The following is a 24,349-nucleotide window of genomic DNA, read 5'->3' as shown; positions in this document are numbered from 1 at the left end:
AACTACCTATGAGCGACGACGCCCGCGACTACGAGGAGCTCGGCCTCGTGGCCGGCCTCGAGATCCACCAACAGCTCGACACCGAGACGAAGCTGTTCTGCGACTCGCCCACCGAACTCCGCGAGCCCGAGGAGGCGACCCACACCATCACTCGCGAGCTCCACCCGACCCGGAGCGAGCTCGGCGAACTCGACGAGGCGGCGATGGAGGAGAGCCGCGTCGACCGCACGTTCGAGTACCTCGCCTACGACACCACCTGTCTGGTCGAGGAGGACGACGAGCCGCCCGCCCGGATCGACGAGGAGGCACTGGAGGTCGCGATGAGCATCGCGGACCTGCTCGACGCCGACGTGGTCGATCAGGGCCACGTGATGCGCAAGCTCGTCATCGACGGCTCGAACACCTCCGGCTTCCAGCGCTCGATGCTGCTGGCCCAGAACGGCGAGATCGAGACAAGCGAGGGCAGCGTGGGCATCACCGACGTGATGCTCGAGGAGGAGTCCGCCCAGCGCGTCGAGGAGACCGACGAGGGCGTTCGCTACTCGCTGGACCGTCTCGGCATCCCCCTCGTGGAGATCGGTACCGCGCCGGACATCAGTTCGCCCGAGCAGGCCCACGAGGCCGCCGAGCACATCGGGATGCTGCTGCGCTCCACCGGGTCGGTCAAGCGCGGGCTCGGGACGATCCGGCAGGACGTGAACGTCTCCATCGAGGAGGGCGCCCGCGTCGAGATCAAGGGCGTGCAGGCACTGGGCGACATCCGCGACATCGTCGCCAACGAGGTCGACCGGCAGGTCGAACTGCTCGCGATCTGCGACGAACTCGAAGCCCGTGACGCCGCGGTGGGCGAGGTCAACGACGTGGCCGGAGTGTTCGAAGACACCGATTCGGGCGTGATCCGCGGCGCGCTCGATTCCGGCGGCGAGGTGCTGGCCGTCCCCCTCTACGGTTTCGACGGTCTCGTCGGTCGAGAGATCCAGCCCGACCGCCGGCTCGGCACCGAGCTCTCCGACCACGCCAAGCGCGCCGGGGCCGGGGGCATCTTCCACACCGACGAACTGCCGGCCTACGGCGTGACCGAGGACGAGGTCGAAGATCTGAAAGCCGCCGTCGACGCCGGCGAGAACGACGCCGTGGCGCTGGTCGCCGCCGACAGCGACGTGGCCGGGCAGGCGATCGAGGCCGCCGCCGACCGCGCTCGGACCGCCATCGAGGGCGTGCCCGAGGAGACCCGCGGCGCGAACGACGACGGGACGACGCGCTACCTCCGGCCGCTGCCCGGCGCGGCGCGGATGTACCCCGAGACCGACGTGCCGCCGGTCGAACCCGACCCCAGCGACGTGGAGACGCCCGAACTCCTGACCGAGCGTGTCGAGCGCTACGCCGAGGAACTGGGACTGGACGAGGGGCTGGCCGAGCAGGTCGCGTTCGGCCGCCGGATGGTGCTGTTCGAGGAGGCCGTCGAGGCGGGCGTCGACCCCACCTTCGCCGCCTCCACGCTGGAGTCGACGCTGACGGAACTCAGCCGCGACGGCGTCGAGGTGGAGAACATCCGCGACGACGCGCTGCTCGGGACGCTGCTGCTCGTCGAGGAGGGCGAACTCCCGAAGGAGGGCGTCAACCCCGTGCTGACCGCACTGGCCGCGGAGCCTGAACTCACGCCCGAGGAAGCGATGGAGGAGGAGGGCGTCGGCGGCGTGAGCGAGGAAGAGGTCCGCGAGGCGGTGCAGGAGGTCGTCGAGCGCAACGCCGAACAGGTCGAGGCGGAGGGGATGGGCGCCTTCTCCGGGCTCATGGGCGAGTGCATGGGTGCGCTGCGCGGGCAGGCCGGCGGCGACCTCGTGAGCGAGGTGCTGCGCGAGGAGATCCAGAAGCGCGCCTGATCCGGGGCCTCTTTCGGAACTACTCGTCGGCGAGCATCTCCACCAGCGTGTCGAGCGAGTAGCTCTCCAGCGGCCGCTGCCCGTCCCGGAGCGACTTGATCACGAACGTCGAGTCGGTGCGGTCGACCTCCTCGACGTCCTCGAACGCCCGGATCAGTCGCTCCACGTCGTCGCTGTCGGGCAGGCGTGCGACGACGACGAAGTCCGTTTCGCCCATCGTGAAGTACGCCTCCGTCACGCCCTCGATCGCGAGCAGCCGCTCGCTCAGCTGTTCGTGGGAGCCGCTGTAGTCCGCCAGCACCTCGATGACGACCGTGACCCCCAGCCCCAGTTCGTCGAGATCCAGATCGTAGAGGTCGTTCTCGATCACGCCGTCCTCCCGGAGGTTGTTCAGCCGGTAGTGGATCGTCGAGACGGGGATGTCCGTCTCCTCGTGGAGGCGTTCGGGGCTGCCGGTGCCGAGGTCGGAGATCGCCTTCAGCAGGCGGACGTCGCGCTCGTCCATACACCCCGTTCGAGAGCGGAAAGCAAAGGGATTGTGGAAAAGTGAGCGAGAAAAACAATCGAAACCCATCTTTCTGAACAGAGTTCCAAAAACGACGGAGCCGGTAGAGACAGACATAAGTACGCCAGTAGATTTGGTCTAAACACGAAAATGAATGCGATTCGCTGGAGTCGCGGCCAACTTCTGGCCGCTCTGTTGTTCGTTTCCCTCGCGTCGATCTGGGGCGGCTCGTTCGTCGCGATCGAGATGGGGCTCGGCTCGGTGCCGCCGCTGTGGTTCGCGGGGCTGCGATACCTACTCGCCGGTGCGGTGATCTCCGGAGTGGCCGCCGCGACCGGGCGGTTCCGACCGCAGGACCGCTCGGAGTGGCTCTCCATCGCGCTGGTCGGTGGCTTCGTCGTCGCCGGCTACCACGGCCTGCTCTACCTCGGGACGGCCGTGATCTCCGGCTCGATCTCCTCGGTGATCGTCAGCCTCTCGCCGGTGCTCACCACCGTCGCCGCCGGCGTGCTGCTGGCCGACGAGTCGCCGGGCGTCGTCGACGCGTTCGGCCTCCTGTTCGGCCTCGCGGGCGTCGTCGTGATCGCGAACCCCGGCGGGAGCTCGGTGCCGCTCTCGGGCGTCCTGCTGGTGTTCGTCGGCGTCGCGCTGTTCGCGACCGGCTCGGTCGGCCTTCGCGCGCTGGACTCGGGACTTCCGGCGGCGTCGCTGCAGGGCTGGGCGATGCTGCTCGGCTCGACGATGCTCGTCGGCGGCGCCGTCCTCCGCGGCGAGGCGTTCCCCGCCGGCGTCGTCAGCGGCGAGTCGGCGCTACCGTTCCTCTACCTCGTGTTCGGCGCGGCCGTCGTGGGCTACCTGATCTACTTCGACCTGCTCTCGCGGATCGGGCCGGTTCGGGTGAACTACGTCGCCTACCTCGAGCCCGTGACCGCGGCGATGGTCGCGTGGGCGGTGCTCGGCCGCGCGCCGACGACGACGACCGCGGCGGGGTTCCTGCTCGTCGCGGCCGGCTTCGCGCTCGCGACCACCGACGACCCGCTGGCGCGGCTCGGGCTGCGCTCGGAGGGCATCGTTCAGAGCGACCTCTCGGACAACGGTAGCGTCGAAGTCCACTACGCGGATTAGTACGCGTCGAGCGGTTCTCGACTGCGGGGTCCGGCGTACCCCTCGACTGGCTACGCCGACGAGAACTCTCTGACGATCAGCACGCCGAACACCACGGCGAACACGGCGGTAGCCGGAATCTGCGTGAGGTACGCCGCGGCACCGCCGAAGAGCAGTCCGATCGTCAGGAGGCCGGCGTTCTTCACCAACTCGTCTCGGTTTTCGACCGGGGACATGAGTGACTGGTCTGCCCACTGTCACAAAATGATTGTGGTCAGACCGGCAACAGAATACGGCGGTGTCAGCGGCGCAGTTGGTCTTCCTCGTCGAGTTCGTCGAGCAGTTCCCGACGGTCTTCGAGTTGGTCGGTCGCGCGCCGGAGCACGCCCAGCAGCGTGGTGACCTCGCGGTCGGTCGGCTTCACCCGACCCAGCAGCCGCCGGAACATCCGCTCGGTCTTCTCGTGTTTGTGCTCGCGGTGGCCCATCGCGGTCAGGAACTCGTCCCAGTAGTCGTGCAGTCGCTCGATCTCCTCGGGGTCTGCGCGGTGTGGCTCGGTGTCGGGCAGTTGGGTTCCCTCGAGCGTGAGCGTTCGAAGCTCGTACAGGGTCACGGTCGCCGACTGCCCGAGGTTCATCACGGGGTACTCCTCGCTCGCGGGGATCGAGGCGACCTGATCCAGCCTGCTCAGTTCCTCGTTAGAGAGTCCCTTGTCCTCGCGGCCGAACACGAGCGCGACGGGCGCGTCGACGCCTCGAAGCTCCTCGACGAGGTCCTCGGGCGTGCTGTAGGGGAACCGGACGTGCTTGCGGCTGTCCTCGCCCGTGATCGCGGTGAAGCCGACCGTGTGGTAGTTCGCACAGAGCTCGTCGAACGTGATCTCCTCGGCGCCGGGGAGCACGTCCTGCCGGGCGTGGCCGGCGAAGCCGTACGCCTCGCCGTCCGGCTCGATCTCGGGCGGGTCGATCAACAGCAGGTCCTCGACGCCGAAGTTCTTCATCGCCCGGGCGATGGTGCCGACGTTGCCGGGCGTCTGGGCGTCGACGATACAGACCGAGATGTCAGGCCCTCCCTCGCTGCCGGATGCCTCCCTCTCCGTCCCGGCGTCGTCGGACGGCTCTCCCTCGCTCATCCGCTGCCGGGGTAGTCGGTGTCCAGATCCAGATCCGACACGTCGAGCTCTCCGCCCTCCTCGTCGTCGCTCTCGGGCGCGCGCAGGTCGTAGCGCTTCTCCTCGAACTCGACGGACTGTTCCAGCCGGTGCTGAGCCTCCTCGGGGGTGGGGAGGTTCGGCAGTTCGCCCGGCGACTCCTCGACGTGCTCGTCGGGACCGTACCCCTCGGGCGCGCTGTTGCCGGCGACGAACCACTCGTGGAACTCGTCGCGGAACGTCTCCTCGCCGGCGAGTTCGCTGCCGCCCTCCTCGCGGAACCAGTAGAGGAAGTCCGGCTCGTGCTCGTTGCACAGCAGCACCTCGTCCCCCGGCTCGCCGTAGACGATCTCCGCGGGGTTGGCGCGTCGCTTCTCCTCCTCGCCGTGTTCGAGGTAGCAGGCGTCGCAGGGTTGGTCCATCAACAGGCCGAGACGCAGCAGCCGGTTCCGGGCGTCGTCGGGCATCTCGTCAAGCGGCGCCCACTCCCCGTCGTCGGTGAACACTTCTTCCTCGTCGAACCGCCAGCCGCGAAGGCCGACGCTCACTTTCGCCATTACCGGTCGTTCCCGCTTGCCGGCCAAAAAGGACGCGTTCCCGGCCCGGGGCGGCGCACACGCTCTTTACCCTCCCCGCCCAAGCACGCCCGTGCCCGACCTGCTCGACACGTACATCGAGAACCGCGAGCGCGTCCAGCCGACCGACGCCAACAACTACGGGACTGCCCACGGGGGGTTCGTCACCAAGTGGATGGACGAGGTGGGCGCGCTCTCGGCGATGCGCTTCGCGGGCGAGAGCTGTGTCACCGCCTCGATCGACCAGATGTCGTTCGAGCGCCCGATCCCCGTCGGCGACACCGCGGTGATCCGGGCGTACGTCTACGAGGCGGGCCGCACGAGCGTCCACGTCAAACTCGAGGCCGACCGCGAGGCACCCCGGACCGGCGAGCGCGAGCAGACCACCGAGTCCTACTTCGTGTTCGTCGCCGTCGACGACGAGGGGAAACCGCAGGAGGTGCCGGAGCTCACGACCGGGAGCGAACGCGGTGAGCGGCTCCGGCAGCGCGCGCTGGAAGGGCGGAACGACTGACCCGTCGGCCACGGCTCGGCGGTGGCGAGCAGAGACACGTGGGAAGTGAGCCTCAGACCGACTCCACGTCGGTGATCTCGAAGCGCGCACCGCCGGCCTCGCTCTCGCTCACCGAGATCTCCCAGCCGTGTGCGACGGCCAACTGCTTGACGCTCGCCAGCCCGACCCCGTGTTCGCCCTCCTTGACGGAGGTACCGATCTCGAACACGTCGTCGCGCTCAGACTCGGGGATGCCGGGACCGTCGTCGGCGACGTAGAACCCGTCCTCGAGGTCGCCGACGGTGACGGTCACCGTCCCCTCGCCGTGCTCGATGGCGTTCTTGAGGAGGTTCTCGAGCAGGCGTGCCAGCGCGCCCTCGTCGGCGCGGATCGTCCGCTCGGTCTCGACCGCGAGGGTCGCCCCGGCGGTCTCGAGGGCGTCCCACGCCGAGCGGCTCGCGGCCCCGAGGTCCACCGCGGTCACGTCGTTCACGAGTTCGCCCTCGCGCATCACGCTCGCCAGATCCTCGATGAGCTCGTCGAGCCGATCCAGCGCCGATTCGGCCTGTTCGAGGTGTTCGGTCTCCCCGGTGTCGCGAGCGAGTTCGAGCCGTCCCCGGACGACGCTCAGCGGCGTCCGGAGGTCGTGTGAGAGCACGCTGGCGAACTCGTCGAACTGCGCCAACTGTCGTTTTAGCCGGCGCTCGCGCCGCCGCCGGTCCCGGATGTCCCGCCCGATCCCGGCGACGTAGACGTTCCCCTCCTCGTCGACGATCCGCCGTTTCCGGAACTCGAAGGGGACGGTCTCGCCGTCCTTGGTCAGGATCGGCGCCTCCGTCGTCGCCGAGCCGGTTTCGAGGGCGCGCTCGATGTCCGACTCCACCCGCGGGCGGACCTCGGGCGGGAACAGCTCCAGCGGCGACATCGAGAGCAGCTCCTCGCGGCTGTAGCCGGTCATGGTCGCCTGCTCGCCGACCCGGACGATGTTGCCCTCGGGGTCGAACAGGTAGAACACGTCGTCCAGCACGTCGAGCGCGTAGTCGAGCAGGTCCTTCGGCGCGTCGGGCGACCGGACGCGTTCGTGTTGTTCGGTCGTGTCCCGGGTCACCTTGAGGAACCCCTGATGGGTCCCCTCGTCGTCGAAGACGGCGGTGATGAGCACTCTCGCCCAGAACCGCGAGCCGTCCTTCCGGACCCGCCAGCCCTCGTCCTGCACCGACCCCTCGGCCAGTGCGGTTTCCAGGAGTTCGTCGGGGTAGCCGATCTCGGCTTTCGCCTCGGGGTAGAACACCGAGAAGTGGCGCCCGATGATCTCCTCGCCGTCGTACCCCTTGAGCCGCTCGGCGCCCTGGTTCCAGCTCGTGACGAACCCCTCGGTGTCGAGCGAGAAGATGGCGTACACCTCGACGGCGTCGATGAACTGCTCGAAGCGCCGGCGCTCCCGTTCGAGCGTTCGCTCGACCTCCTTCTCCTCGGTGATGTCCTGCACCAGACAGAGCAGGGTCCCGTCGTCGGTGTAGGTGAGCGCGTGGTCGACGACCAGCCGGTCGCCGTTCTTGCGCTGCTGGACGCTCTCGCCGCTCCAGCGGTCGTTCTCCGGCACCGACGGGAGGATCTCTTCGTGGATCTGCTGGACGTGATCCTCCGGGTAGAGCATCTCCCAGTGCTTGCCGATCATCTCCTCGCGGTCGTAGCCGTACAGTTCGGCGTAGGCGGCGTTGACGTAGCGGAACGTCCCCTCCTCGTCGAGGAACGCGATCCCCTCGCGGGCGGTCTCGATCGCCGAGAAGCCGCGCTCGACCTCCCGGGTCGCGTAGTGCTGCTCGACGGCGTTCTCGATGCGGTGGGCGAGCACGGCGTACTGGTCGGTGCCGCGCTCCTTCTGGAGGTAGTCGGTGACGCCGGCGGAGATGGCGTCGCTGGCGATCTCCTCGCTCCCCTTCCCGGTGAACAGGATGAACGGCACGTCGAGTTCCCGCTCCCGGACCGTCTCGAGGAACTCCAGTCCGTCCCGCCCGGGCATCTCGTAGTCGCTGACGATGCAGTCGACGTCGACGGCGTCGAGCGTGTCGAGCGCCTCGTCGACGTCGGCCGCCGTGAGCACCTCCAGGCGCTCGCTCTCGCGTTCGAGGTAGATCGACACCAGATCGCAGAAGTCGGCGTCGTCGTCGACGTGGAGTACCGTGACCGAGCGCTGGACCGGGGTTTCCGGGCCGTTGTAGTCCGGTAGCGCGTCTGACGGCAAGGGCATGACAGACCGTTAGGGAACGAACGGGATAACCGTAGGGGAGAGATTCCGGTTTTCGGAGGTGAATCCAGTGCACATATCGAGGATTGTGACGTACTGAGGGACGGCTGACCGGTCGGTGATCGCGGGGAAAATGTCACAGGGCGGAAGGGATTTTCACCGCCTCAACCTCCTTGACGCTCTGCGCGCCTCGGAGCGAAGCAGGATTCCCTACCTGTCGTACTGAGGCTTGCTACGGCCGTCGGTATCCTATGAGCTTTCAAACAAGGAGTTGTCAACTATTTCTATGACTTCATCATCAGAAGACGGGGAGGAAGAACTGGATAGCCTATCAGAACGGCAATTTGAGCGGCTCCAAAACAGTTTGAAGGAGTACGGAGAAGACGATATTATAGAACGAGAGAAGATCGGAGACAACCTTGATGAAATCGAGAAAGAGGAGTTGTACAAGCTATCAGACGGAGATGCAAGCGAACTCATTTCGTTCTACATTACGACTTCAGCGCTCATTGAACAGGAAAGCATCCTCATAATCAATGCCTATGTGTTTGATTTCGGATCGAATGGAAGGGGTTCCATAGAATTCCTTGAACAGAACCTCAATCAACATGATCGAGAGGCTATGTTGTACCACCTCGGACTGATTGACTCTGGGCTTAAGGGCGAGCTCAGTCGAGTAAGGAGAAAACGTAATGATCTCGCACACAGTTCAGACCACGGCATTATAGAGGATATTAGCCGTCTACAAAACGACATCAAAAGGGCGAAAGAAGCGAAAGATCAGTTGAAAGAGATTGGGAGAGAAGTTGAATTAGAATTGCTAATAGATGATCCAGAGAAGAATTCATAAAATATCAAGTTACAGACTTAATCATAAATGACTGCTACAGCTCGTATATTCATTTGCTGTCTGATTCATCTCATCGTCGGCTCCATTCTAATGGGCACCCAGCGATAACTATTCTACGCGTGCCAGTTTGGGCGGAAATTGAGTTATACGTCATGCCATTCACTCCTGCTGACCGCCATACATAGCAGACCTGGCGTCGGTGACGCAACAAAACTAAACCTCTGAACCAGGGGAAAGGGTCAAAATCACTATATAAGGATCAGAACGTTCGTGTACACGCGAATCGGATCGCCAGGAAATGTCGTCGAAGACAATGGGCCGGAAGGGATTGTGAACTACCGGAACTTCGCTCCCGGTGGCCGCTCGCTCCGTCGTTCAAATCCTTCCGCGACGCTCTCGGTTTCTCACGTTCGTTCGAAACACGAGAAGCGGGCCGGAAGGGATTTGAACCCTCGACCGACGGATTAAGAGTCCGTCGCTCTCCCTAACTGAGCTACCGGCCCTCACGACCACGTCACGGCGGGCCGATAAAGAGGGTTTCCTTTTCGCCCCGAAGCGAACGGTGGAGCTTAAGTGTCGTCCCGCGGAAATCCCGGGTAGACATGAGCACCGGGGTCAGCATCTCCTCGATGTCGTCGTACGCCATCCTCGGCTGCGGGAGCGTCGGTCACGCCGTCGCCGAGTCGCTCGACGCCGAGGGGAAGGACGTCCTCATCCTCGACAAGGACGAGGACCGCGTCGAGGCGCTGCGGGATCAGGACCTCAACGCGGTCGTGCAGGACATCGCCACCCCCGGTGTCGTCGACGCCGTCGCCGACCGGGACGTGGTGCTGATCCTCGCCTCCGACGTGGAGGCCAACAAGGCTGCAGTGAAGGCGATCCGGGAGCGCGACGACGACCAGTTCATCGTCGTCCGCGCCTCCGATCCCGTCAGCGGCGACGAACTCCGGGAGCTGGGTGCCGACGTGGTGATCAACCCCTCCGAGGTGATCGCCGACTCCGCGCTGCGGACGCTCGAGTCCGGCGAGATGGAGTACAAGGCCCGCCAGCTTGCGGAGATTCTCCGCAACGCCGACGGCGACCTCGCGATTCTGACCCACCACAGCCCCGACCCCGACTCGATCGCCAGCGCGGTCGCACTGCGGGCGATCGCCGAGAGCTACGACGTGAACGCCGACATCCTCTACGACGGCGACATCGGCCATCAGGAGAACCGCGCGTTCGTGAACCTCCTCGGGATCGAACTCACCGACCGCGACGACGCGCCGGCGCTGGAGTCCTACGGCGCGCTCGCGCTGGTCGACCACATGAAAAGCGGCGAGTTGGAGATCGACGCGCCGATCGACGTGTTTATCGACCACTACGAACCCGAGGAAGAGATCGACGCCAGCTTCGTCGACGTGCGGCCGAACGTCTCCTCGACGTCGACGATCCTGACGAAGTACATGCAGGAGTTCGACATCTCCCCCTCGGAGGAGGTGGCCACCGCGCTCCTGTACGGCATCCGCGCGGAGACGCTCGACTTCAAACGGGACACGACGCCCGCGGACCTCACCGCTGCGGCGTACCTCTACCCGTTCGCGGACCACGAGACGCTCGAACAGGTCGAGTCGCCGTCGATGTCGCCCGAGACGCTCGACGTGCTCGCCGAGGCGATCCAGAACCGCGAGGTGCAGGGGAGCCACCTGATCTCCAACGCGGGGTTCATCCGCGACCGCGACGCGCTCACCCAGGCCGCCTCACACCTCCTCAATCTGGAGGGGATCACCACCACCGCGGTGTTCGGGATCGCCGAGGACACCATCTACCTCTCGGCGCGCTCGAAGGACATCCGGCTCAACATCGGCAAGGTGCTGCAGGACGCCTTCGGCGAGATCGGCGAGGCCGCCGGCCACTCCACGCAGGCCAGCGTCGAGATCCCGCTGGGCGTGTTCGGCGGGATCGAGACCACCGAGGAGAACCGCGACACGCTGCTCAGCCTCGCCGAGGAGGCGGTTCGCCGGAAGCTGTTCGAGGCGATGGGCGTCGAGGGCGAGACGTCGAACGGCTCCTGAACCGCGAGCGCGGATGCTCGCCGTTTTACGAACTCGATCGCGTGACTGCCGTGAGAAGGGAACGAGTTACGCCAGCGTCTCCTCTGCCTCTTCGGGACCGCGCAGGCGTTCGATGATGTCGTTGATGAGGATCACGTCGCCGACCGCACGCACCCACCGGTAGGGAACCATCACGCCCTTGTCGCCCTCGACGTTGCCCTGGAACAACTCCTCGTTCAGCCCCGACAGCGCCAGCCCGGTCACCTGTTCGGCGCCGAGATCGAGGCGGACGTCCTCGACCTCGCCGACGAACACGCCGTTGTTGGAGTAGACCTCCCGACCCACGAGCGCCGTGATCTCTTGGGAATCCACGTTCATACCCGGGCCGACGAACCGATGAACAATAATTCTTCGCTGTCGGTCGGCGCTACTCCCACTCGCCGACGTCCGGATCGAACTCGGCGACCTCCGGCTCGGCCGCCTCGATGACCTCCTCCGGCGTCTTGCCGTGTTCCTCCTCGATATCCTCCGCGATCGCCTCCCCCACTCCCGAGAGGACGTGTGCGATCACGGCGTCGTCGACGGCGGACTGCTTGAACTCGGAGATCTCCTCGACTCGGAGAACCGTCCGCCCGTCGACCGCGATCTCGTAGAAGTCGTCCAGTCGCCGTGCCTCCGGGGGATCCTCGGGTGGTCCAGTCATGCGTCCGTCACGAACGGGGGCGGCCCTGCAAAAGTTTCGGGTGGCGGAGAGCCGTGCCGCCCCACCGACCGCCACAACGCACTTGCACCGCCCGGCCACACGTTCGACCCATGGTCGAGATCCGCGTGACCGACGACTCGGTGGACCCGACGGGCGCGACGCTGATCGAGGGGATGCCCGGCGTCGGGCTGGTCGGCAAGATCGCCACCGACCACCTGATCGACGAGCGTGACATGCAGGAGTTCGCGAGCGTCCGCGGCGAGGGGATCCCGCCGGTGACGGTGTTCGACGGCGCGGATCGGGACGTGAACTCCCCGATCCGGCTGTACATCGACGACGAGGAGGAACTGGTCGCGCTCCGGAGCGACGTGCCGGTTCACGTCATGGACGCACCGCTGTTCGCGGAGCGGCTCACCGAGTGGATCGGCGACAACGACGTGCTCCCCGTCTACCTCGGCGGGCTCGCCGCCGAGCGCGACGCCGACGAGGTGCCGTCGGTCGAGGGGATCGGCGTCGGCGCCGGGCAGGAGCGCCTCGACGACGCCGCGGTCGCGCCGCCGGACGACGGCGGGATGATCTCCGGCCCCTGCGGCGCACTGCTATTCGAGGCCGTCGACGCCGACGTGGACGCCGTGGGGCTGATGGTCGACACCGACCCGCGGTTCCCCGACCCGCAGGGCTCCCACGCGCTGATCAAACAGGGGATCAACCCCATCGCCGGTGTCGACATCGACACGCAGCGACTGGTCGACCAGGCCGAGGAGATCGTTGACCAGCGCAAGGAGCTGGCACAGAAGATGCAGCAGGCCGACCAGCACGAGGCCTCGCAGGTCTCCCGGACCGGGATGTTCCAGTAGCTACTGCACCGCCTCGTACGCTTCCTCCATGATTTCCAGCGCCTCTTCCAGTTCCTCGGTGCTCGTCGCGTAGGAGATCCGGGCGTACCCCTCGCCGGCCGCGCCGAACGCCTCGCCCGGCACGATGACGACCCCGCGGGCGACGCACTCGTCGACGAACCCCTCGGGCACCTCGGGCATCACGTAGAACGCGCCCTCGGGGGTGGGGACGTCGAGGCCGATGTCGGTCAGCCCCTCGACGATCAGGTCACGTCGCTCCTCGAAGCTGTCCACCATCTCGTCAACGACGCCTTGGGGACCCGAGAGCGCGGCTTCGGCGGCGTACTGGGCCGGCGCGGACGCACACGCCTGCACGTACTGGTGGACGCGCAGCATGCGCTCGACGCGCTCGGGCGCGGCCGCGACCCAGCCCAGCCGCCAGCCGGTCATCGAGTACGTCTTCGAGCAGGCGTCGACGAGGACGGTCTGCTCGGGCGCGAACTCGGCGGGCGAGCGGTGCTCGCCGTCGAAGACGATCCGGCCGTACACCTCGTCGGAGATACAGAGCAGGTCGTGCGCCTCGGCGATGCGGGCGAACTCGCGCACGTCCTCGACGGGCGAGACCGCGCCCGTGGGGTTGCCCGGACTGTTGACGACGAACGCCGCGGTGTCCTCGGTGATCGCATCCTCGATTGCCTCGGGGTCGATGGTGAGGTCGTCGCGGACCGGCACCGGGACCGGCTCCGCCCCAGTCAGCTTCGTCAGCGCGTCGTAGGCGACGAAGCCGGGGTCCGGAATGATCACTTCATCCCCCGGGCCGACGTGGGCCTCCAGTGCGATGTGGAGCGCCTCGCTCCCGCCGGCGGTCGCGATCACCTGCTCGGGGTCGTACTCGAGGCCGAGGTCGCGTTCGTGCTTCGCGACGATCCCCTCCCGGAGTTCAGGGATCCCCTTGTTGCCGGTGTAGGCGTCGGTCTTCCCGGCCTCGATCGCCTCGACCGCGCCCTGGCGGGCGTGATCAGGCGTCGGGAAGTCGGGCTGACCGAGGCCGAGGTTGATCGCGTCCTCGCCGGCGGCCTCGAACACTTCCCGGATGCCGGAGATGGCGATACGCTCCACGCGGTCGGAGAACTGGGGCATACCTCCGAGGTCGGTGGGGAGTGCGTTAATGGTTGCTCTCCGTTTACCGGGCGTAATTGCCGCTTCCTCGGACGGATACGTTCGGCGTCGGCGCCGGTGTTAGCGGAGATGCGGCGTTTCCCGTCGATCTCCGGCCGGATTTCGGCGTCACTGACCGAACGAGGTTCTCGCCGACGGCAGGAGTGCATTAAGTGGTGGCCGACAAACGGACGTAATGAGTCAGAACAGCCGTGTTTCGCGGCGCGACGCGTTGAAGGCGACGGGTGCGGCGGCGACGTTCGGCCTCGCGGGCTGTCTGGGCGGCGGCGCCGGCAACGACGAACTCACCGTAGCGTACATGCCGATCTACCCCGACATGCAGTACTTCGTGATGCAGGAGGAGGGGTACTTCGACGAACTGAGCGCCGAGATTGACGGCACGGAGTTCTCCAGCGGTCCCGACATCGTACAGGCGTACGCCTCCGGCGAGATCGACGTGGCGATGTTCGGTATCGTCCCGGCGATGATCGTGATCGACCGCGGGATCGCCGCACAGGTGGTCGCCGCCAACATCGAGGAGCCGATGGGGATCATCGGTCACGAGGAGTTCCTCGCGATGTGGGACCCCGAGAACCCCGCCGACTCCTTCGCCCAGTGGGCCTCCGAGAAGGGGCGGCCGTTCGAGTTCGGCACGTTCCCCGAGGGGTCGGTGCCGGACATCCTGCTTCGGTACTGGCTCAGCGACGATCTCGGGATCGACCCGGCCGCCAACGACGACGTCGAGATCACCGGCCTCGGCGGTGCGAACGCGGTGTTCCAGGGACTGGCCAACGGCGAGGTCGACGGCACCTCGATCATGGAGCCAGTCCCGACCAAGATCGACAACGCGGGGCTGCCCTACGAGTTCGTCACGACCTCGGGGGAGTTCATGCCCGGTCAGCCGGCGGCGGTGACGCTAATGAGCGACGACGTCCGCGGGAGCGACGCCGGGACCGAGTTCGTCCGCCAACACCGGCGTGCGACCGAGTTCGTACGGGCCAACCCGGAGACGGCGGCCGAGCACGCGAGTACGGTGATCGGCGAGTCGTCGCTCAGCCCCGAGACGGCGAAGCAGGCCATGGACTCGCCGCTCTCGAACTTCATCACTGACCCCCACACGATCGAGGAGGGAACCCAAGTGTTCGCCGAGTACGCCGCCGAACTCGGCAAGACCGACGCCGAACTGACCGTCGACGAGATCTTCGACTACTCGCTCTACGACGGCCTCGAATGAGCACGCGACTGGAGACCGATCTCGGGATCGAGTTCGGCGGCGAGTACGACCGTCGACGCTTCGTCCGGGGCACGCTCGGCGTCGCGGCGTTCGTCCTACTCTGGACGGTGGCGTCGTGGTTCAACCCCCCCTACGTGCTGCCGTCGCCCGTCGCCGTCGTCGAGGTGTTCGTGACCGAACTCCGGTCGGGCGCGATGGCGGATGCGCTGCTCGCGAGCTTCACCCACTGGCTCCCCGGTACCGTGATCGGCACGACGCTGGGAATTGCACTCGGGGTCACGATGGCCTACAGCGACCTCGCTGACGACGTCGCGACACCGCTCGTGCGGGTGCTCCGGCCGGTGCCCCCGCTGGCCTTGATCGGGTTCGCGATCGCGTGGATCGGGCTGAACCACGCCGGCGCGGCGTTCATCATCGCCGCGGGAGCGTTCTGGATCAACTACTACGCCGCGTACGGCGGCGTCGACAGCGTCCCCGAGGAGTTCGTCGACGTGGCGGACTCCCTCGGCGTCGACACCGATCTCGGCCTGATCCGGAAGGTGGTGCTGCCCGCCGCGTTGCCGGAGATCGTCACCGGGATCAGGACCGGGATCGGCCGGTGCTGGATGCTGATCATCGCGGCGGAGCTCATGGGCGTCTCCGGCGTCGGACGCGAACTCTACACTGCCTCCCAGAACCTCTCGGTGGACGCGGTGCTCGCGTACATCCTGCTGATGAGTCTGGTGTACCTCGTGCTCGACAGCGGCGTCGGCGCGGTCCAGAACCGGGTGTTGGCGTGGCGATGAGTGGATCCGACCGACGCGTCGTCGTCGACGGGGTCTCGAAGACGTACGAGGGCGAGGACGGCCCGGTCCACGCGCTCGACGACGTGAGCTTCGGCGTCGAGGAGGGGGAGTTCGTCTGTGTGGTCGGTCCCTCGGGCTGTGGGAAGACCACGCTGTTCCGGATCATCGGCGGGCTGGAGTCGGCGACCGAGGGCGAGGTTCGCCTCTCCGGCGAGCCGGTCACGGAGCCCTCGCCGGATCTGGGGATCGTCTTCCAGGAGTACCACCTGTTCCCGTGGCGTACCGTACGGGGTAACGTCGCGTTCGGGCTCGAACAGCAGCCGATGGACGACGCGGCACGCAAACGCCGCGTCGCGTCGATGCTCGACCTCGTCGGGCTCGAGGAGTTCGCGGACGCCTACCCGAAAGAGCTGTCCGGCGGGATGAAACAGCGCGTCGGCATCGCCCGCGCCCTCGCCGTCGATCCACAGATCCTCCTGATGGACGAGCCGTTCGGCAGCGTCGACGCCCAGACGCGCTCGATGCTCCACGAGGAACTCCTGTCGATCTGGACGGAGACGAATAAGACGGTGCTGTTCGTCACCCACGACGTCACCGAGGCGGTGACACTCGCGGATCGTATCGTCGTGATGGCGCCCAGCCCGGGACGAGTGCAGGAGATCGTCGACGTGGACCTCGATCGCCCGCGCGAGCGGGCCGACGACGGCTTCGGCGAGACCGTCGAGTACGTCCGCGGACTGATCGAGGAGTAGCCTTACTCCTCCACGGCGTCCCGCAGCGTATCGATCCGGCTTTCCAGCTGTGAGAGCGCCACGTCGGCGTTCATGTACCCCTTGTCGTACTCCTCGTACACGGTGTCCGCGGCGTCGAGAAACGCCGCGACTGCCTCGTCGGTGTCGTCGGTCATGGCCGTCGCTATCGGCCCCGCGGTGGTAAGCGGTTCGGAGCGACCCCGAAATCCACAAGCGCCACGGCGCCGAACGCCGACCGTGACGCTCACGCTCCGATTCGAGGACGGAACTGTTCGGGCCGTGAGCGACGACGCTGGCTCGACGTTCGCCGAGATCGCCGACGAGTACGCGTTTCTCGAGGCCGACGAGCGGACCGGCGGCTACCGCGCGCCGGCGTACCGCTACGCCGACCTCCGGGGCGCGCTCGACGATCGAGGAGCCGACTACCGCGACCGCGTGCTCGACACGGAGCCGCTCTCGCTCTCGACGCGCTACCAACTGCGGGAGTACCAGCAGGCGGCGCTCGACGCGTGGCACGACGCCGGCGACCGCGGGATCGTGGAGCTTCCGACCGGCGCGGGCAAGACGGTGCTCGCGATCGCCGCGATGGCCGAGCTCGGCGTCCCGACGCTGATCGTCGTCCCGACGGTCGACCTGCTCGACCAGTGGCGCCGCGAACTCGAAGCGGAGTTCGACACCGCGATCGGCCAGTTCGGCGGCGGCGAGCAACGCCGGGAAGCGATTACCGTCTCCACGTACGACTCGGCGTACCTGAAAGCCGACAACGTGGGCGGGCAGTTCGGGCTCGTCGTCTTCGACGAGGTTCATCACCTCGGTGGCGAGGGGTACCGCGAGATCGCCCGGCTGCTGGCGGCGCCCGCACGGCTCGGCCTGACCGCGACGTTCGAACGCCCCGACGGCGCCCACGAGGCGATCGCCGACCTCGTCGGCCCCCGCGTGTACACGCTCGATGCCGACGATCTCGCCGGCGAACACCTCGCCGAGTACGAGATTCGGCGGATCGAGGTGGATCTCACCCCCGAGGAGCGCGAGGCCTACGAGGAAGCACAGGGGACGTTCGTCGACTACCTCAAGCGATCGAACATCTCGATGCAACGCGGGAGCGACTATCAGGAGCTCGTGAAGCGCTCCGGCCGCGACCCCGAGGCGCGGGAGGCGCTGCTGGCCAAGCAGCGCGCCCGCCGGATCGTCCGCGAGGCCGACCGGAAGGTCGACGAACTCGGTCGGTTGTTGGACCGCCACCGGGACGACCGCGTGATCGTGTTCACCGCGAGCACCGACCTCGTGTACCGGCTCTCCGAGCGGTACCTCCTCCCCGCGATCACGAACGAGACGGGTGCCGCCGAGCGTCGGGAGATCCTGGATCGCTTCCGGTCCGGGGAGTACTCCCGGGTCGTGACGGCGAACGTGCTCGACGAGGGCGTCGACGTACCGGACGCCAACGTCGGCGTGTTGCTCGCCGGCTCGGGCAGCGAACGCGAGTTCACCCAGCGACTCGGCCGGATACTCCGCCCGACCGATGACGATTCGCGGGCGCTGCTGTACGAGGTCGTCAGCGAGGAGACCGCCGAGGAGCGTGTCGCCGATCGTCGCCGTTAGGCCTCGAACTGCCCGGCCCAGCCGTAGGAGAGCCCGCCGCCGCCCGCCCACGTCTCGTAGCGCACGTCGAAGACGAGTTCGACCTCGGCGGCGGCGCCACCGTCGAGCGAGACCTCCCGGGTGGCATCGTACTCGGTGGTCCAGTCGTCGGTCTCGACCGTCGCCCGTCCGACGAGCGTATCGCTTCGCGTGCCGTCGGCGGTGTTCTCGACGCCGATCGCGAGCACGAGCGCCCCATCCTCGCCCTCGCGCGGCGACCCGTCGACGATACTGAGCCCTCGCGTGGTCTCCACCGGCTCACCGTCCTCGGCCTCCGTCGGCGCGTTCCGCGGGCCGGAGCCGTCGCTGGCGCTCACACAGCCCGCAAGCCCGACCGCGACCAGCGGGAGGAACTGGCGTCGCTGCACAGTCGTGACTGTTCGGGGGAGACAATCAGCGTTCCCCTGTGGTGAGTTCCGGTCTCGGTCGAACGTTGACTGGCGGCTCGCAGCCCCGATGGTGAACAGGCGGCGCGATCGCTCCACGGAGGGTGCTCCGCGCTCCCGCCTCGGCCGCTCCGTGGTCGTGTTCAGACGACGACGGCTCTGGTCGCGCTATCGTACTTGAACTCCGGGGCGACCGCTCCGGCGGCGTTTTAGGCTCCCCGCGCCAACGCCGCGTGTGCTGCGGAAGGAACACCTCCGGGTGTCGCGGGCCGCCGGCGGCTACCACCCCCAGTTCACCGACGAGGGCGACCGCGCGCTGGCGGCGAGCCTGCTGGGGACGTTTCAGGGCCACGTCGGCGAACGTCGGTCCCGGCTCCGGGACGCGCTCGAAGCGGCCGAGCGCGAGGCCGACTCGTTCAAGCTGGTTCGGGGGCTGGCGGCGCTGTTAGAGCGCGATGCGACGTTCGAGACGCGCGCGCCGGTGCCCCCGCGCCGGACCCGCCGAGTGACGTTCGAGAGTGCGGAGTCGGTCGGCGTCGCGAGCGATGCCGAGCGCGGGGAGGCACTCGCGACTGCGGCCGAGCGGTTGGGTGTCGAGGTCGACGACGTCGAGCGATCGCTGTACGCCGACCGGGAGGGGAACCAGATCCTCACCTCGTTCGAGCCGCGCTGGGATCCCGAAACGCTGCTGAAACAGTACGACCTCTCGCTCGCGCAGACCGCGCTGTTCGACGCCACCGAGGTCCGGGTGCGGAGTTCGGAGCCGGCGGATCTGGTGCGCGCGGTGAAGCGACTCGGCCTGATGTACGAGGTTCGGCGGACGGACGAGGGGCGGGAGTTGGTGGTGACCGGGCCGGACTCGCTGTTCCGGGCGACGCGGCGCTACGGCACCGCGTTCGCCCGGCTGCTGCGCTCGGTCGCGGCGACCGACGACTGGCGGCTCTCGGCGACGATCGACGACCGCGGCCGCGAGCGCACGATGACGCTGACCGACGAGGACGTGTCCGTGCCGGGCGTCGAACCGATCGCGGAGCCGACGTACGACTCCTCGGTCGAGGCGGAGTTCGCGGCCGCCTTCGAGAGCCTCGACACCGACTGGAGCCTCGTGCGCGAGCCCGAACTGCTGGAGACCGGAAATCGCGTGATGATCCCGGACTTCGCGTTCGACTACGCGCCCGCCGGCGCCGAGTCGAAATCGGTCGCCGACCGCTTCCGCGTCTACTTCGAGATTATGGGGTTCTGGACCCCCGAGTACGTCGAGAAGAAGCTCTCTCAGCTGGAGAGCGTCGAGGACGTGGCGCTGCTCGTCGCCGTCGACGAGTCGCTGGCCGCGAGCGAGGCGATCGAGGCCCGCGACCACCGCGCGATCCCCTACTCGGGGTCGGTCCGCGTGAAGGACGTTCTCGACGCCCTCCGAGAGTTCGAGGCCGATCTGGTGGCCGACGCCGCCGCGGGGCTGCCCGAGGAGATAGTGCCGGACGCGGACGCCGTCGGCCTCGAAGAACTGGCCGCCGAGTACGGCGTGAGCGTCGACGCGGTCGAAGACAAATCGTTCCCCGAGCACCGCCTCGTCGGGCGGACGCTCGTTCGCCCCTCAGTGCTCGATTCGGCGGCCGAGGCGATCGAGGCCGGGATGGATCTCTCCGCGGCGGAGGCGGTGCTGGCGGAGCACGGCCTCACCGACGCCTCGGCCGCGCTCTCGGCGCTCGGCTACCGCGTCGAGTGGGAGGGACTCGGCGGCGGGACGGTGCGGGAGAAAGACGGCGAGTCGGCGGGGTAGCGCTCAGTCGAGCGTCGTCATCTCCTCCTGATACCCCTTCGGCACCCGCGAGCGAAGCTCGCCGTGGAGGTAGAGGCCGACGCCGATGGGTTCGAGTTCGCCGGCGAGCTCGTGGGCCGCGATCAGGTAGCCCCAGTCGCCGTCCCAGCGCTCGAGCTGCTGGTCGTGGCCGGCGGCGAACGCCGCCGCCTCGCCCGGGCCGAGTTCGATCACGTTCCGCGTCGCGTCGCGACCGAACCGACGCACGCCGGTCGTCGTCGGCTTCCAGTGCTCCTGTCGGGTCCGGAGTACGGTGATCCCCAGCCCCTCCGCTTCGACGGGGGAGGGGAGCTCGGCGCTGAACGCCCAGATCTTCCCCGAACCCTTCTCCCAGAACGTCACGCCGTCGAACGTCTCGGGATCGACGCCGAAGCGCTCCTGCCACCAGTCGACCACTTCCTCGCGCGAGGCTCGTCCCTCGACCTCGCGGTCCGCGGGCGTCGCGGGCAGTCGATCGAACCGCTGGCCGTCGTTCTCGCCCATTAGGCGCTCACCTCCTCGCCCGCATCTCCACCGCCGACCCGGAGTTTCGCGACGAAGAACCCGCCCGTGTCGTTCTGGTGGGGGTAGACGCGGTGGGCCTTCCGGAGCGAGTCGTCGAACTGCTGGTCCTCCCACTCGGTGACGCCGGGCGACGTTTCCAGCGGCGCGTCCCACTCGACCATCTCGGCGTCGGTGGTCTCGATCGCGTGGTCGACGACGGCCTCGTTCTCCTCGGGCGCGAACGTACAGGTCGAGTACACCACCTCGCCGCCCGGGCGAGTGAGTTCGATCGCCCGCCGCAGGATCCCTTTCTGGATCCCGACGAGGCTCTCGACGTGGCCCAGCGACCACTTCTCCAGCACGTCGGGGTTCTTCCGGCAGGTGCCCTCACACGAGCAGGGCACGTCCGCGACCGCGCCGTCCAGCGCGTCGATCCCCAGCGAGTCGAGCGAGAAGTTCCGGGCGTCGTCGTTCGTCACGACCAGATTACTCACGCCGAGTCGCTCGGCGTTGTGCCGGAGCGCCGAGAGCCGGCCGAGGTTGTTGTCGTTGCCGATCAGGACGCCGGAGTCGTCCATCAGGTCCGCGAGGTGGCAGGTCTTGCTCCCCGGCGCCGCGCAGGCGTCCCAGACGCGGTCGCCCGGATCGGGGTCGAGCGCGAGCGCGGGCAGCGCGGACACCTCCTCCTGCCCGTGGAGCCAGCCGTGGACGTACGGCCACGTCGTGCCGGGGGAGCCGTCGGGCAGTCGGAGCAGGCGGTCGCTCCAGTCGACCATCTCGTACGTGACTCCTTCCTCGTCGAGCGCTTCGCGGGCGCGTTCGGGGGTGGCGGCGATCCCGTTGACCCGGACCACCGAGGGGAGGGGTCGGTCGCAGGCGGCGCGGAACGCCTCGGCGTCGTCGACGAGGCGCTCGTAGCGATCGAGTGGGTTCATACCGGCGGTCGGCGGCCGCGGCGCTTGTCGGTTTCGGAGCGGGCTAACCGTCGGCGCCACGGCCGAGTATCGGTTCGTCCTGAACGAGCCGCCATAGCCCGGTACCGACCGCGAGCACGGCGGTGAGCACGACGCCCGTGAGGCTCCCGACGGCGGCGCCGAGCCACGAGAAGGCGTACGTGCCGGAGACGGCCCGCGGGAGCGACTCCGGCAGTACCCAGCCGAGCGCAGTCAGCAGACCGAGCGCAGCGACGAACACGACGGTCGCCGCCCCGGCACGGACGACTGCGGCCCGATCCGCGAGCGGGCCGAACCGGAACCGCCCGCTTCCCGCGGGCAAGGCGTAGCCGACGTGGGCGAGGGCGGCGCCGACGGACTGGGCGAGCAGCACGAAGATCACCGCGAACCCCGTCGGAACCCCGTCGCTGTTCGGCGGTGGTTCGGGGATCGTCGCACCGACGTAGAGGCCGTAACAGAACACTCCGGCGCCGACGAGCAGGAGGGCGGCGCGTGCGAGACCGAGATACCGTTTCGGGGACACGGCCGGAACATGCGTGCTGGCCGGCATAGGCTTTCTGTCGCTCGCGGCCGTCGACGCGGGCACACCCACGGCGTCTCGTCACCGACAGCGGCCCGCCGGCCGCCGCCGACCGCGGGCCGTGGCCTGTTTCACCCGTGGGTCGCGGTATCCGTCGTCCCCAAGATGGTCTCGCAGTGGGGACACTGCCAGACCACCGGCTCACCCCAGTCGGCGTCGATGAACGCGCGTTCGAGCTTCCGCACTTCCCGTTCGCAGGACGGACAGTTGGTCATAGTTCGGCTCCCGACTGCCCCGGATTAACCGTTTCCTTCCCGGAACCCCGGGACGCTTTTGCGCTCCGGGCGCCCATACCGCCACATGACGACGCGTATCGACGTGCTGCTGTACGACGGCTTCGACGAACTCGACGCGGTCGGCCCGTTCGAGGTGTTCCAGAACGCCGCCCGTGCGGGCGCGGACTGCACCGTCTCGCTGGTCACCCACGAGCCACGCGAGCGCGTGGTCGCGAGCCACGGCCTCGATGTCGGCGTCGACGGCACCCTCGCCGACCCCGAGGAGGACGACGCTCCGGACCTGCTCGTGATTCCCGGCGGCGGGTGGTCCGCGGGCGAGGGCGGCGTTCGCCGCGAGTACGACGCCGGCGACCTCCCGGCGGAGATCCTCGACCACCACACGGGCGGGACGACGATCGCCTCGGTCTGTACGGGCGCGATGCTGCTCGAGCGCGCCGGCCTCTTGGGTGACGGCCCGGCGGTTACCCACCAGTCCGCGGTCGAAGACCTCCGCGACGCCGGCGTCGAGGTCGCCGACGCCCGCGTGGTCGACACCGGGCGGGTCGTGACCGCCGGCGGCGTGACGAGCGGGATCGACCTCGCGTTGTATCTGGTCGAACGGGAGTTCGGCGCCGAGATCGCCGCGAGCGTGGCGACGACGCTGGAGTACGAGCGGACCGGCGACGTGTTGGTCGCGAACTAACCCCGGACGACGCCGACCCAGACGACGACGGCCGCGGCGGCCGTGAGAGCGGCGAGCCCGGCCCAGCCAACGTCGTAGCCGATCGTCTCCGCGACGGTGCCGAACAGCGGCGGCGCGAGCAGGCCGCCGGCGTTGAGCGCGGTCTGGCCGCCGGCGGTGGCGGCGCCGACCTCCGCGTCGTCGACCATCGCGGTCATCACCGCGTAGTAGACGCCCGGGAAGCCGAGCATGAACACGCCGAGGAAGCCGAACGCGGCCCACGTCGCCGCCTCGCCGCGGGCGAGGACGACCCCGAGAAAGCCCGCCGTCGAGAGCGCGGCCTGCCCGGCGAGCACCAGCGCGGGGCCGCGGGTCGGGCGCCCGGGGATGCGGTCGGCGAGTTCGCCGCCCGCGAGGCGGCCCAGGCTCCCCGTCACCTGCGCCGTCGCCAGCACCGCACCCGCGACGCCGGCGGTAGCCGCGACGGTGTCGGTGACATGGGGGACGACGTAGCTGGTGGTGGTGAACACCGCCGCCCCGAGGAAGAAGCCGGAGACGAGCAGCCCGCGGTACGCGCGTTCGTCGAGCAGCGAACGCACGTCGGGCATCGACAGCGCCCCGCCCGCCGGCTTCCCCTCGTAGCGGAGTGCGGTGACGGCCGCGACGGCGACGGCCAGCGCGGCGCCCGCGAGGAACGCCGCCTGCCAGTCGAACCGGACGATCCCCAGCACGGCGGCGGCGTCGCTGGTCGCGAGCCGCGTGAGCAGTATCGCCGAGACGGCGCTGCCGGCGGTGACGCCCACCTGCTTGACGTTCATCGCCAGCGCCTCCCGGCCCGGCGGCGCCACGTGGATCGCCGCGCGGTTGGTCGCGGGCATCGCCGTCGCGTACGCGAAGCCGACGAACAGCAGCGCCGCCAGCAGCACCGGGAACGACGGCGCGACGGCGACGAACGCCATCCCCGCCGCCAGCGCGAGCAGGCCGTAGACGAGCAGCGGCCGCTCCCCGAACGCGTCGGTCGCCGCGCCGGTGGCGAACAGCAGGGCTGTGTACCCGAGCATCACCGCGGTCACGGTCAGCCCCGTGACGCCGAGGGAGACGCCGAACCCCTCGCGGACGAACGCAGTAGCGGCGAACACGGTGTAGAAACAGAGGCTGGCGGTGAACTGCCACGCCGAGACCAGCGACACCCCGCGCCAGCTCATACCCCCCACTGTGGCACACCGACGGAAGTGTGTACCCGTTCCGGAGAACGTCGAAGCGCCGATCGCAGTGTGTGGCCCG

General features: G+C 68.1%; 27 protein-coding genes and 1 tRNA gene. 12 read left to right on the top strand and 16 right to left on the bottom strand.

The window, feature by feature from the left end; genetic code table 11:
- The first annotated feature begins 8 nt into the window (after positions 1 to 8).
- Positions 9 to 1,883, top strand: a complete 1,875-nt coding sequence (gene gatE / locus ACYQZ5_RS09745) for a Glu-tRNA(Gln) amidotransferase subunit GatE (RefSeq protein WP_379818377.1) — start codon at positions 9 to 11, stop codon at positions 1,881 to 1,883.
- 19 nt (positions 1,884 to 1,902) lie between these two features.
- On the opposite strand, the gene ACYQZ5_RS09740 is transcribed toward gatE, so the two are convergent.
- Positions 1,903 to 2,388: an Lrp/AsnC family transcriptional regulator gene (locus tag ACYQZ5_RS09740; RefSeq protein ID WP_379732673.1), complete on the bottom strand. Its 486-nt coding sequence runs from the start codon at positions 2,386 to 2,388 to the stop codon at positions 1,903 to 1,905.
- 195 nt (positions 2,389 to 2,583) lie between these two features.
- On the opposite strand from ACYQZ5_RS09740, the gene ACYQZ5_RS09735 reads away from it, so the two are divergent.
- Complete coding sequence (locus ACYQZ5_RS09735) at positions 2,584 to 3,513, top strand: DMT family transporter (protein ID WP_459846006.1); 930 nt, start codon at positions 2,584 to 2,586, stop codon at positions 3,511 to 3,513.
- Between the two features lie 50 nt (positions 3,514 to 3,563).
- On the opposite strand, the gene ACYQZ5_RS09730 is transcribed toward ACYQZ5_RS09735, so the two are convergent.
- The 3 genes from ACYQZ5_RS09730 to ACYQZ5_RS09720 form a co-directional block, all read right to left on the bottom strand.
- A complete protein-coding gene (locus tag ACYQZ5_RS09730; RefSeq protein ID WP_379731103.1) occupies positions 3,564 to 3,728 on the bottom strand; it encodes a hypothetical protein in 165 nt (54 codons plus the stop codon).
- Positions 3,729 to 3,793: 65 nt separating this feature from the next.
- On the bottom strand, positions 3,794 to 4,624 hold the full coding sequence (locus ACYQZ5_RS09725) for an RNA methyltransferase (RefSeq protein ID WP_379731104.1): 831 nt from the start codon (positions 4,622 to 4,624) through the stop codon (positions 3,794 to 3,796).
- A complete protein-coding gene (locus ACYQZ5_RS09720) occupies positions 4,621 to 5,199 on the bottom strand; it encodes a DUF8114 family protein (RefSeq protein WP_379731105.1) in 579 nt (192 codons plus the stop codon). Before ACYQZ5_RS09720 ends, ACYQZ5_RS09725 begins: the two co-directional genes overlap by 4 nt.
- 91 nt (positions 5,200 to 5,290) lie before the next feature.
- Here ACYQZ5_RS09720 and ACYQZ5_RS09715 point away from each other — a divergent pair, with 91 nt between their 5' ends.
- Entirely contained in the window at positions 5,291 to 5,731 is a 441-nt protein-coding gene (locus tag ACYQZ5_RS09715) for an acyl-CoA thioesterase (RefSeq protein ID WP_379731106.1), read from the top strand.
- A 52-nt stretch (positions 5,732 to 5,783) separates the two neighbouring features.
- Here ACYQZ5_RS09715 and ACYQZ5_RS09710 read toward each other — a convergent pair whose 3' ends face one another.
- Complete coding sequence (locus tag ACYQZ5_RS09710; protein WP_379731107.1) at positions 5,784 to 7,961, bottom strand: hybrid sensor histidine kinase/response regulator; 2,178 nt, start codon at positions 7,959 to 7,961, stop codon at positions 5,784 to 5,786.
- Between the two features lie 283 nt (positions 7,962 to 8,244).
- On the opposite strand from ACYQZ5_RS09710, the gene ACYQZ5_RS09705 reads away from it, so the two are divergent.
- Positions 8,245 to 8,808 carry a hypothetical protein gene (locus ACYQZ5_RS09705; RefSeq protein ID WP_379731108.1) on the top strand — a complete coding sequence of 188 codons (564 nt, stop codon included), beginning with the start codon at positions 8,245 to 8,247 and terminating at the stop codon, positions 8,806 to 8,808.
- A gap of 429 nt (positions 8,809 to 9,237) precedes the next feature.
- Here ACYQZ5_RS09705 and ACYQZ5_RS09700 read toward each other — a convergent pair.
- A tRNA-Lys gene (locus tag ACYQZ5_RS09700) sits at positions 9,238 to 9,311 on the bottom strand.
- A gap of 99 nt (positions 9,312 to 9,410) precedes the next feature.
- Between ACYQZ5_RS09700 and ACYQZ5_RS09695 the strand changes: the two genes are divergently transcribed.
- Complete coding sequence (locus ACYQZ5_RS09695) at positions 9,411 to 10,862, top strand: DHH family phosphoesterase (protein ID WP_379731109.1); 1,452 nt, start codon at positions 9,411 to 9,413, stop codon at positions 10,860 to 10,862.
- Between the two features lie 66 nt (positions 10,863 to 10,928).
- On the opposite strand, the gene ACYQZ5_RS09690 is transcribed toward ACYQZ5_RS09695, so the two are convergent.
- Both ACYQZ5_RS09690 and ACYQZ5_RS09685 read right to left on the bottom strand, forming a co-directional pair.
- Positions 10,929 to 11,219, bottom strand: coding sequence for a PRC-barrel domain-containing protein (locus tag ACYQZ5_RS09690; RefSeq protein ID WP_379731110.1), 291 nt, complete (start codon positions 11,217 to 11,219; stop codon positions 10,929 to 10,931).
- 49 nt (positions 11,220 to 11,268) lie between these two features.
- Positions 11,269 to 11,544, bottom strand: coding sequence for a hypothetical protein (locus tag ACYQZ5_RS09685; RefSeq protein ID WP_379731111.1), 276 nt, complete (start codon positions 11,542 to 11,544; stop codon positions 11,269 to 11,271).
- 110 nt (positions 11,545 to 11,654) lie between these two features.
- On the opposite strand from ACYQZ5_RS09685, the gene ACYQZ5_RS09680 reads away from it, so the two are divergent.
- Positions 11,655 to 12,401 (top strand): proteasome assembly chaperone family protein, encoded by a 747-nt coding sequence (locus tag ACYQZ5_RS09680; protein WP_459846002.1) that lies wholly within the window; start codon positions 11,655 to 11,657, stop codon positions 12,399 to 12,401.
- On the opposite strand, the gene ACYQZ5_RS09675 is transcribed toward ACYQZ5_RS09680, so the two are convergent.
- Entirely contained in the window at positions 12,402 to 13,520 is a 1,119-nt protein-coding gene (locus ACYQZ5_RS09675; RefSeq protein ID WP_379731503.1) for a pyridoxal phosphate-dependent aminotransferase, read from the bottom strand. It abuts the gene before it with no gap.
- A 214-nt stretch (positions 13,521 to 13,734) separates the two neighbouring features.
- Between ACYQZ5_RS09675 and ACYQZ5_RS09670 the strand changes: the two genes are divergently transcribed.
- The 3 genes from ACYQZ5_RS09670 to ACYQZ5_RS09660 are packed head-to-tail and all read left to right on the top strand — an operon-like array spanning position 13,735 to position 16,309.
- Positions 13,735 to 14,772: an ABC transporter substrate-binding protein gene (locus tag ACYQZ5_RS09670; RefSeq protein WP_379731502.1), complete on the top strand. Its 1,038-nt coding sequence runs from the start codon at positions 13,735 to 13,737 to the stop codon at positions 14,770 to 14,772.
- Entirely contained in the window at positions 14,769 to 15,557 is a 789-nt protein-coding gene (locus ACYQZ5_RS09665; protein WP_379731501.1) for an ABC transporter permease, read from the top strand. Before ACYQZ5_RS09670 ends, ACYQZ5_RS09665 begins: the two co-directional genes overlap by 4 nt.
- The gene (locus ACYQZ5_RS09660) at positions 15,554 to 16,309 is read left to right on the top strand and encodes an ABC transporter ATP-binding protein (protein ID WP_379731500.1); all 756 of its coding nucleotides are present in this window, start codon (positions 15,554 to 15,556) and stop codon (positions 16,307 to 16,309) included. Before ACYQZ5_RS09665 ends, ACYQZ5_RS09660 begins: the two co-directional genes overlap by 4 nt.
- A gap of 2 nt (positions 16,310 to 16,311) precedes the next feature.
- Here the strand turns inward: ACYQZ5_RS09660 and ACYQZ5_RS09655 are convergent, their stop codons facing one another.
- Positions 16,312 to 16,464 carry a hypothetical protein gene (locus ACYQZ5_RS09655; protein WP_379731499.1) on the bottom strand — a complete coding sequence of 51 codons (153 nt, stop codon included), beginning with the start codon at positions 16,462 to 16,464 and terminating at the stop codon, positions 16,312 to 16,314.
- Positions 16,465 to 16,546: 82 nt separating this feature from the next.
- On the opposite strand from ACYQZ5_RS09655, the gene ACYQZ5_RS09650 reads away from it, so the two are divergent.
- Positions 16,547 to 17,908, top strand: coding sequence for a DEAD/DEAH box helicase family protein (locus ACYQZ5_RS09650; RefSeq protein WP_379731498.1), 1,362 nt, complete (start codon positions 16,547 to 16,549; stop codon positions 17,906 to 17,908).
- On the opposite strand, the gene ACYQZ5_RS09645 is transcribed toward ACYQZ5_RS09650, so the two are convergent.
- A complete protein-coding gene (locus ACYQZ5_RS09645) occupies positions 17,905 to 18,315 on the bottom strand; it encodes a hypothetical protein (protein WP_379731497.1) in 411 nt (136 codons plus the stop codon). The two genes, ACYQZ5_RS09650 and ACYQZ5_RS09645, sit on opposite strands and share 4 nt — an antisense overlap.
- 253 nt (positions 18,316 to 18,568) lie before the next feature.
- On the opposite strand from ACYQZ5_RS09645, the gene ACYQZ5_RS09640 reads away from it, so the two are divergent.
- Positions 18,569 to 20,113 carry a DUF790 family protein gene (locus ACYQZ5_RS09640; protein ID WP_459845998.1) on the top strand — a complete coding sequence of 515 codons (1,545 nt, stop codon included), beginning with the start codon at positions 18,569 to 18,571 and terminating at the stop codon, positions 20,111 to 20,113.
- 3 nt (positions 20,114 to 20,116) lie between these two features.
- On the opposite strand, the gene ACYQZ5_RS09635 is transcribed toward ACYQZ5_RS09640, so the two are convergent.
- The 4 genes from ACYQZ5_RS09635 to ACYQZ5_RS09620 all read right to left on the bottom strand — a co-directional run bounded on the left by ACYQZ5_RS09635 (position 20,117) and on the right by ACYQZ5_RS09620 (position 22,383).
- Complete coding sequence (locus ACYQZ5_RS09635; protein WP_379732310.1) at positions 20,117 to 20,635, bottom strand: DUF7122 family protein; 519 nt, start codon at positions 20,633 to 20,635, stop codon at positions 20,117 to 20,119.
- Complete coding sequence (locus ACYQZ5_RS09630; protein ID WP_379818370.1) at positions 20,635 to 21,570, bottom strand: RsmB/NOP family class I SAM-dependent RNA methyltransferase; 936 nt, start codon at positions 21,568 to 21,570, stop codon at positions 20,635 to 20,637. Before ACYQZ5_RS09630 ends, ACYQZ5_RS09635 begins: the two co-directional genes overlap by 1 nt.
- Before the next feature lie 43 nt (positions 21,571 to 21,613).
- Positions 21,614 to 22,111 (bottom strand): hypothetical protein, encoded by a 498-nt coding sequence (locus tag ACYQZ5_RS09625; protein WP_459845995.1) that lies wholly within the window; start codon positions 22,109 to 22,111, stop codon positions 21,614 to 21,616.
- 128 nt (positions 22,112 to 22,239) lie between these two features.
- Entirely contained in the window at positions 22,240 to 22,383 is a 144-nt protein-coding gene (locus ACYQZ5_RS09620; protein ID WP_154018489.1) for a hypothetical protein, read from the bottom strand.
- An 85-nt stretch (positions 22,384 to 22,468) separates the two neighbouring features.
- Between ACYQZ5_RS09620 and ACYQZ5_RS09615 the strand changes: the two genes are divergently transcribed.
- Positions 22,469 to 23,086, top strand: coding sequence for a DJ-1/PfpI family protein (locus tag ACYQZ5_RS09615; protein ID WP_459845992.1), 618 nt, complete (start codon positions 22,469 to 22,471; stop codon positions 23,084 to 23,086).
- On the opposite strand, the gene ACYQZ5_RS09610 is transcribed toward ACYQZ5_RS09615, so the two are convergent.
- On the bottom strand, positions 23,083 to 24,270 hold the full coding sequence (locus ACYQZ5_RS09610; protein WP_459845990.1) for an MFS transporter: 1,188 nt from the start codon (positions 24,268 to 24,270) through the stop codon (positions 23,083 to 23,085). The genes ACYQZ5_RS09615 and ACYQZ5_RS09610 overlap by 4 nt on opposite strands.
- Positions 24,271 to 24,349: the final 79 nt, after the last annotated feature.

The organism is Halolamina salina (genome assembly GCF_054653455.1).
This window is presented reverse-complemented; position numbering and strand designations above follow the sequence as displayed.

Bases quoted from the DNA above. Each gene is read 5' to 3' on its own strand.
- gatE (WP_379818377.1), top strand. From the start codon at position 9: ATGAGCGACGACGCCCGCGACTACGAGGAGCTCGGCCTCGTGGCCGGC.
- ACYQZ5_RS09740 (WP_379732673.1), bottom strand. From the start codon at position 2,388: ATGGACGAGCGCGACGTCCGCCTGCTGAAGGCGATCTCCGACCTCGGC.
- ACYQZ5_RS09730 (WP_379731103.1), bottom strand. From the start codon at position 3,728: ATGTCCCCGGTCGAAAACCGAGACGAGTTGGTGAAGAACGCCGGCCTC.
- ACYQZ5_RS09725 (WP_379731104.1), bottom strand. From the start codon at position 4,624: ATGAGCGAGGGAGAGCCGTCCGACGACGCCGGGACGGAGAGGGAGGCA.
- ACYQZ5_RS09720 (WP_379731105.1), bottom strand. From the start codon at position 5,199: ATGGCGAAAGTGAGCGTCGGCCTTCGCGGCTGGCGGTTCGACGAGGAA.
- ACYQZ5_RS09710 (WP_379731107.1), bottom strand. From the start codon at position 7,961: ATGCCCTTGCCGTCAGACGCGCTACCGGACTACAACGGCCCGGAAACC.
- ACYQZ5_RS09705 (WP_379731108.1), top strand. From the start codon at position 8,245: ATGACTTCATCATCAGAAGACGGGGAGGAAGAACTGGATAGCCTATCA.
- ACYQZ5_RS09695 (WP_379731109.1), top strand. From the start codon at position 9,411: ATGAGCACCGGGGTCAGCATCTCCTCGATGTCGTCGTACGCCATCCTC.
- ACYQZ5_RS09690 (WP_379731110.1), bottom strand. From the start codon at position 11,219: ATGAACGTGGATTCCCAAGAGATCACGGCGCTCGTGGGTCGGGAGGTC.
- ACYQZ5_RS09685 (WP_379731111.1), bottom strand. From the start codon at position 11,544: ATGACTGGACCACCCGAGGATCCCCCGGAGGCACGGCGACTGGACGAC.
- ACYQZ5_RS09680 (WP_459846002.1), top strand. From the start codon at position 11,655: ATGGTCGAGATCCGCGTGACCGACGACTCGGTGGACCCGACGGGCGCG.
- ACYQZ5_RS09675 (WP_379731503.1), bottom strand. From the start codon at position 13,520: ATGCCCCAGTTCTCCGACCGCGTGGAGCGTATCGCCATCTCCGGCATC.
- ACYQZ5_RS09670 (WP_379731502.1), top strand. From the start codon at position 13,735: ATGAGTCAGAACAGCCGTGTTTCGCGGCGCGACGCGTTGAAGGCGACG.
- ACYQZ5_RS09665 (WP_379731501.1), top strand. From the start codon at position 14,769: ATGAGCACGCGACTGGAGACCGATCTCGGGATCGAGTTCGGCGGCGAG.
- ACYQZ5_RS09660 (WP_379731500.1), top strand. From the start codon at position 15,554: ATGAGTGGATCCGACCGACGCGTCGTCGTCGACGGGGTCTCGAAGACG.
- ACYQZ5_RS09655 (WP_379731499.1), bottom strand. From the start codon at position 16,464: ATGACCGACGACACCGACGAGGCAGTCGCGGCGTTTCTCGACGCCGCG.
- ACYQZ5_RS09635 (WP_379732310.1), bottom strand. From the start codon at position 20,635: ATGGGCGAGAACGACGGCCAGCGGTTCGATCGACTGCCCGCGACGCCC.
- ACYQZ5_RS09630 (WP_379818370.1), bottom strand. From the start codon at position 21,570: ATGAACCCACTCGATCGCTACGAGCGCCTCGTCGACGACGCCGAGGCG.
- ACYQZ5_RS09620 (WP_154018489.1), bottom strand. From the start codon at position 22,383: ATGACCAACTGTCCGTCCTGCGAACGGGAAGTGCGGAAGCTCGAACGC.
- ACYQZ5_RS09615 (WP_459845992.1), top strand. From the start codon at position 22,469: ATGACGACGCGTATCGACGTGCTGCTGTACGACGGCTTCGACGAACTC.
- ACYQZ5_RS09610 (WP_459845990.1), bottom strand. From the start codon at position 24,270: ATGAGCTGGCGCGGGGTGTCGCTGGTCTCGGCGTGGCAGTTCACCGCC.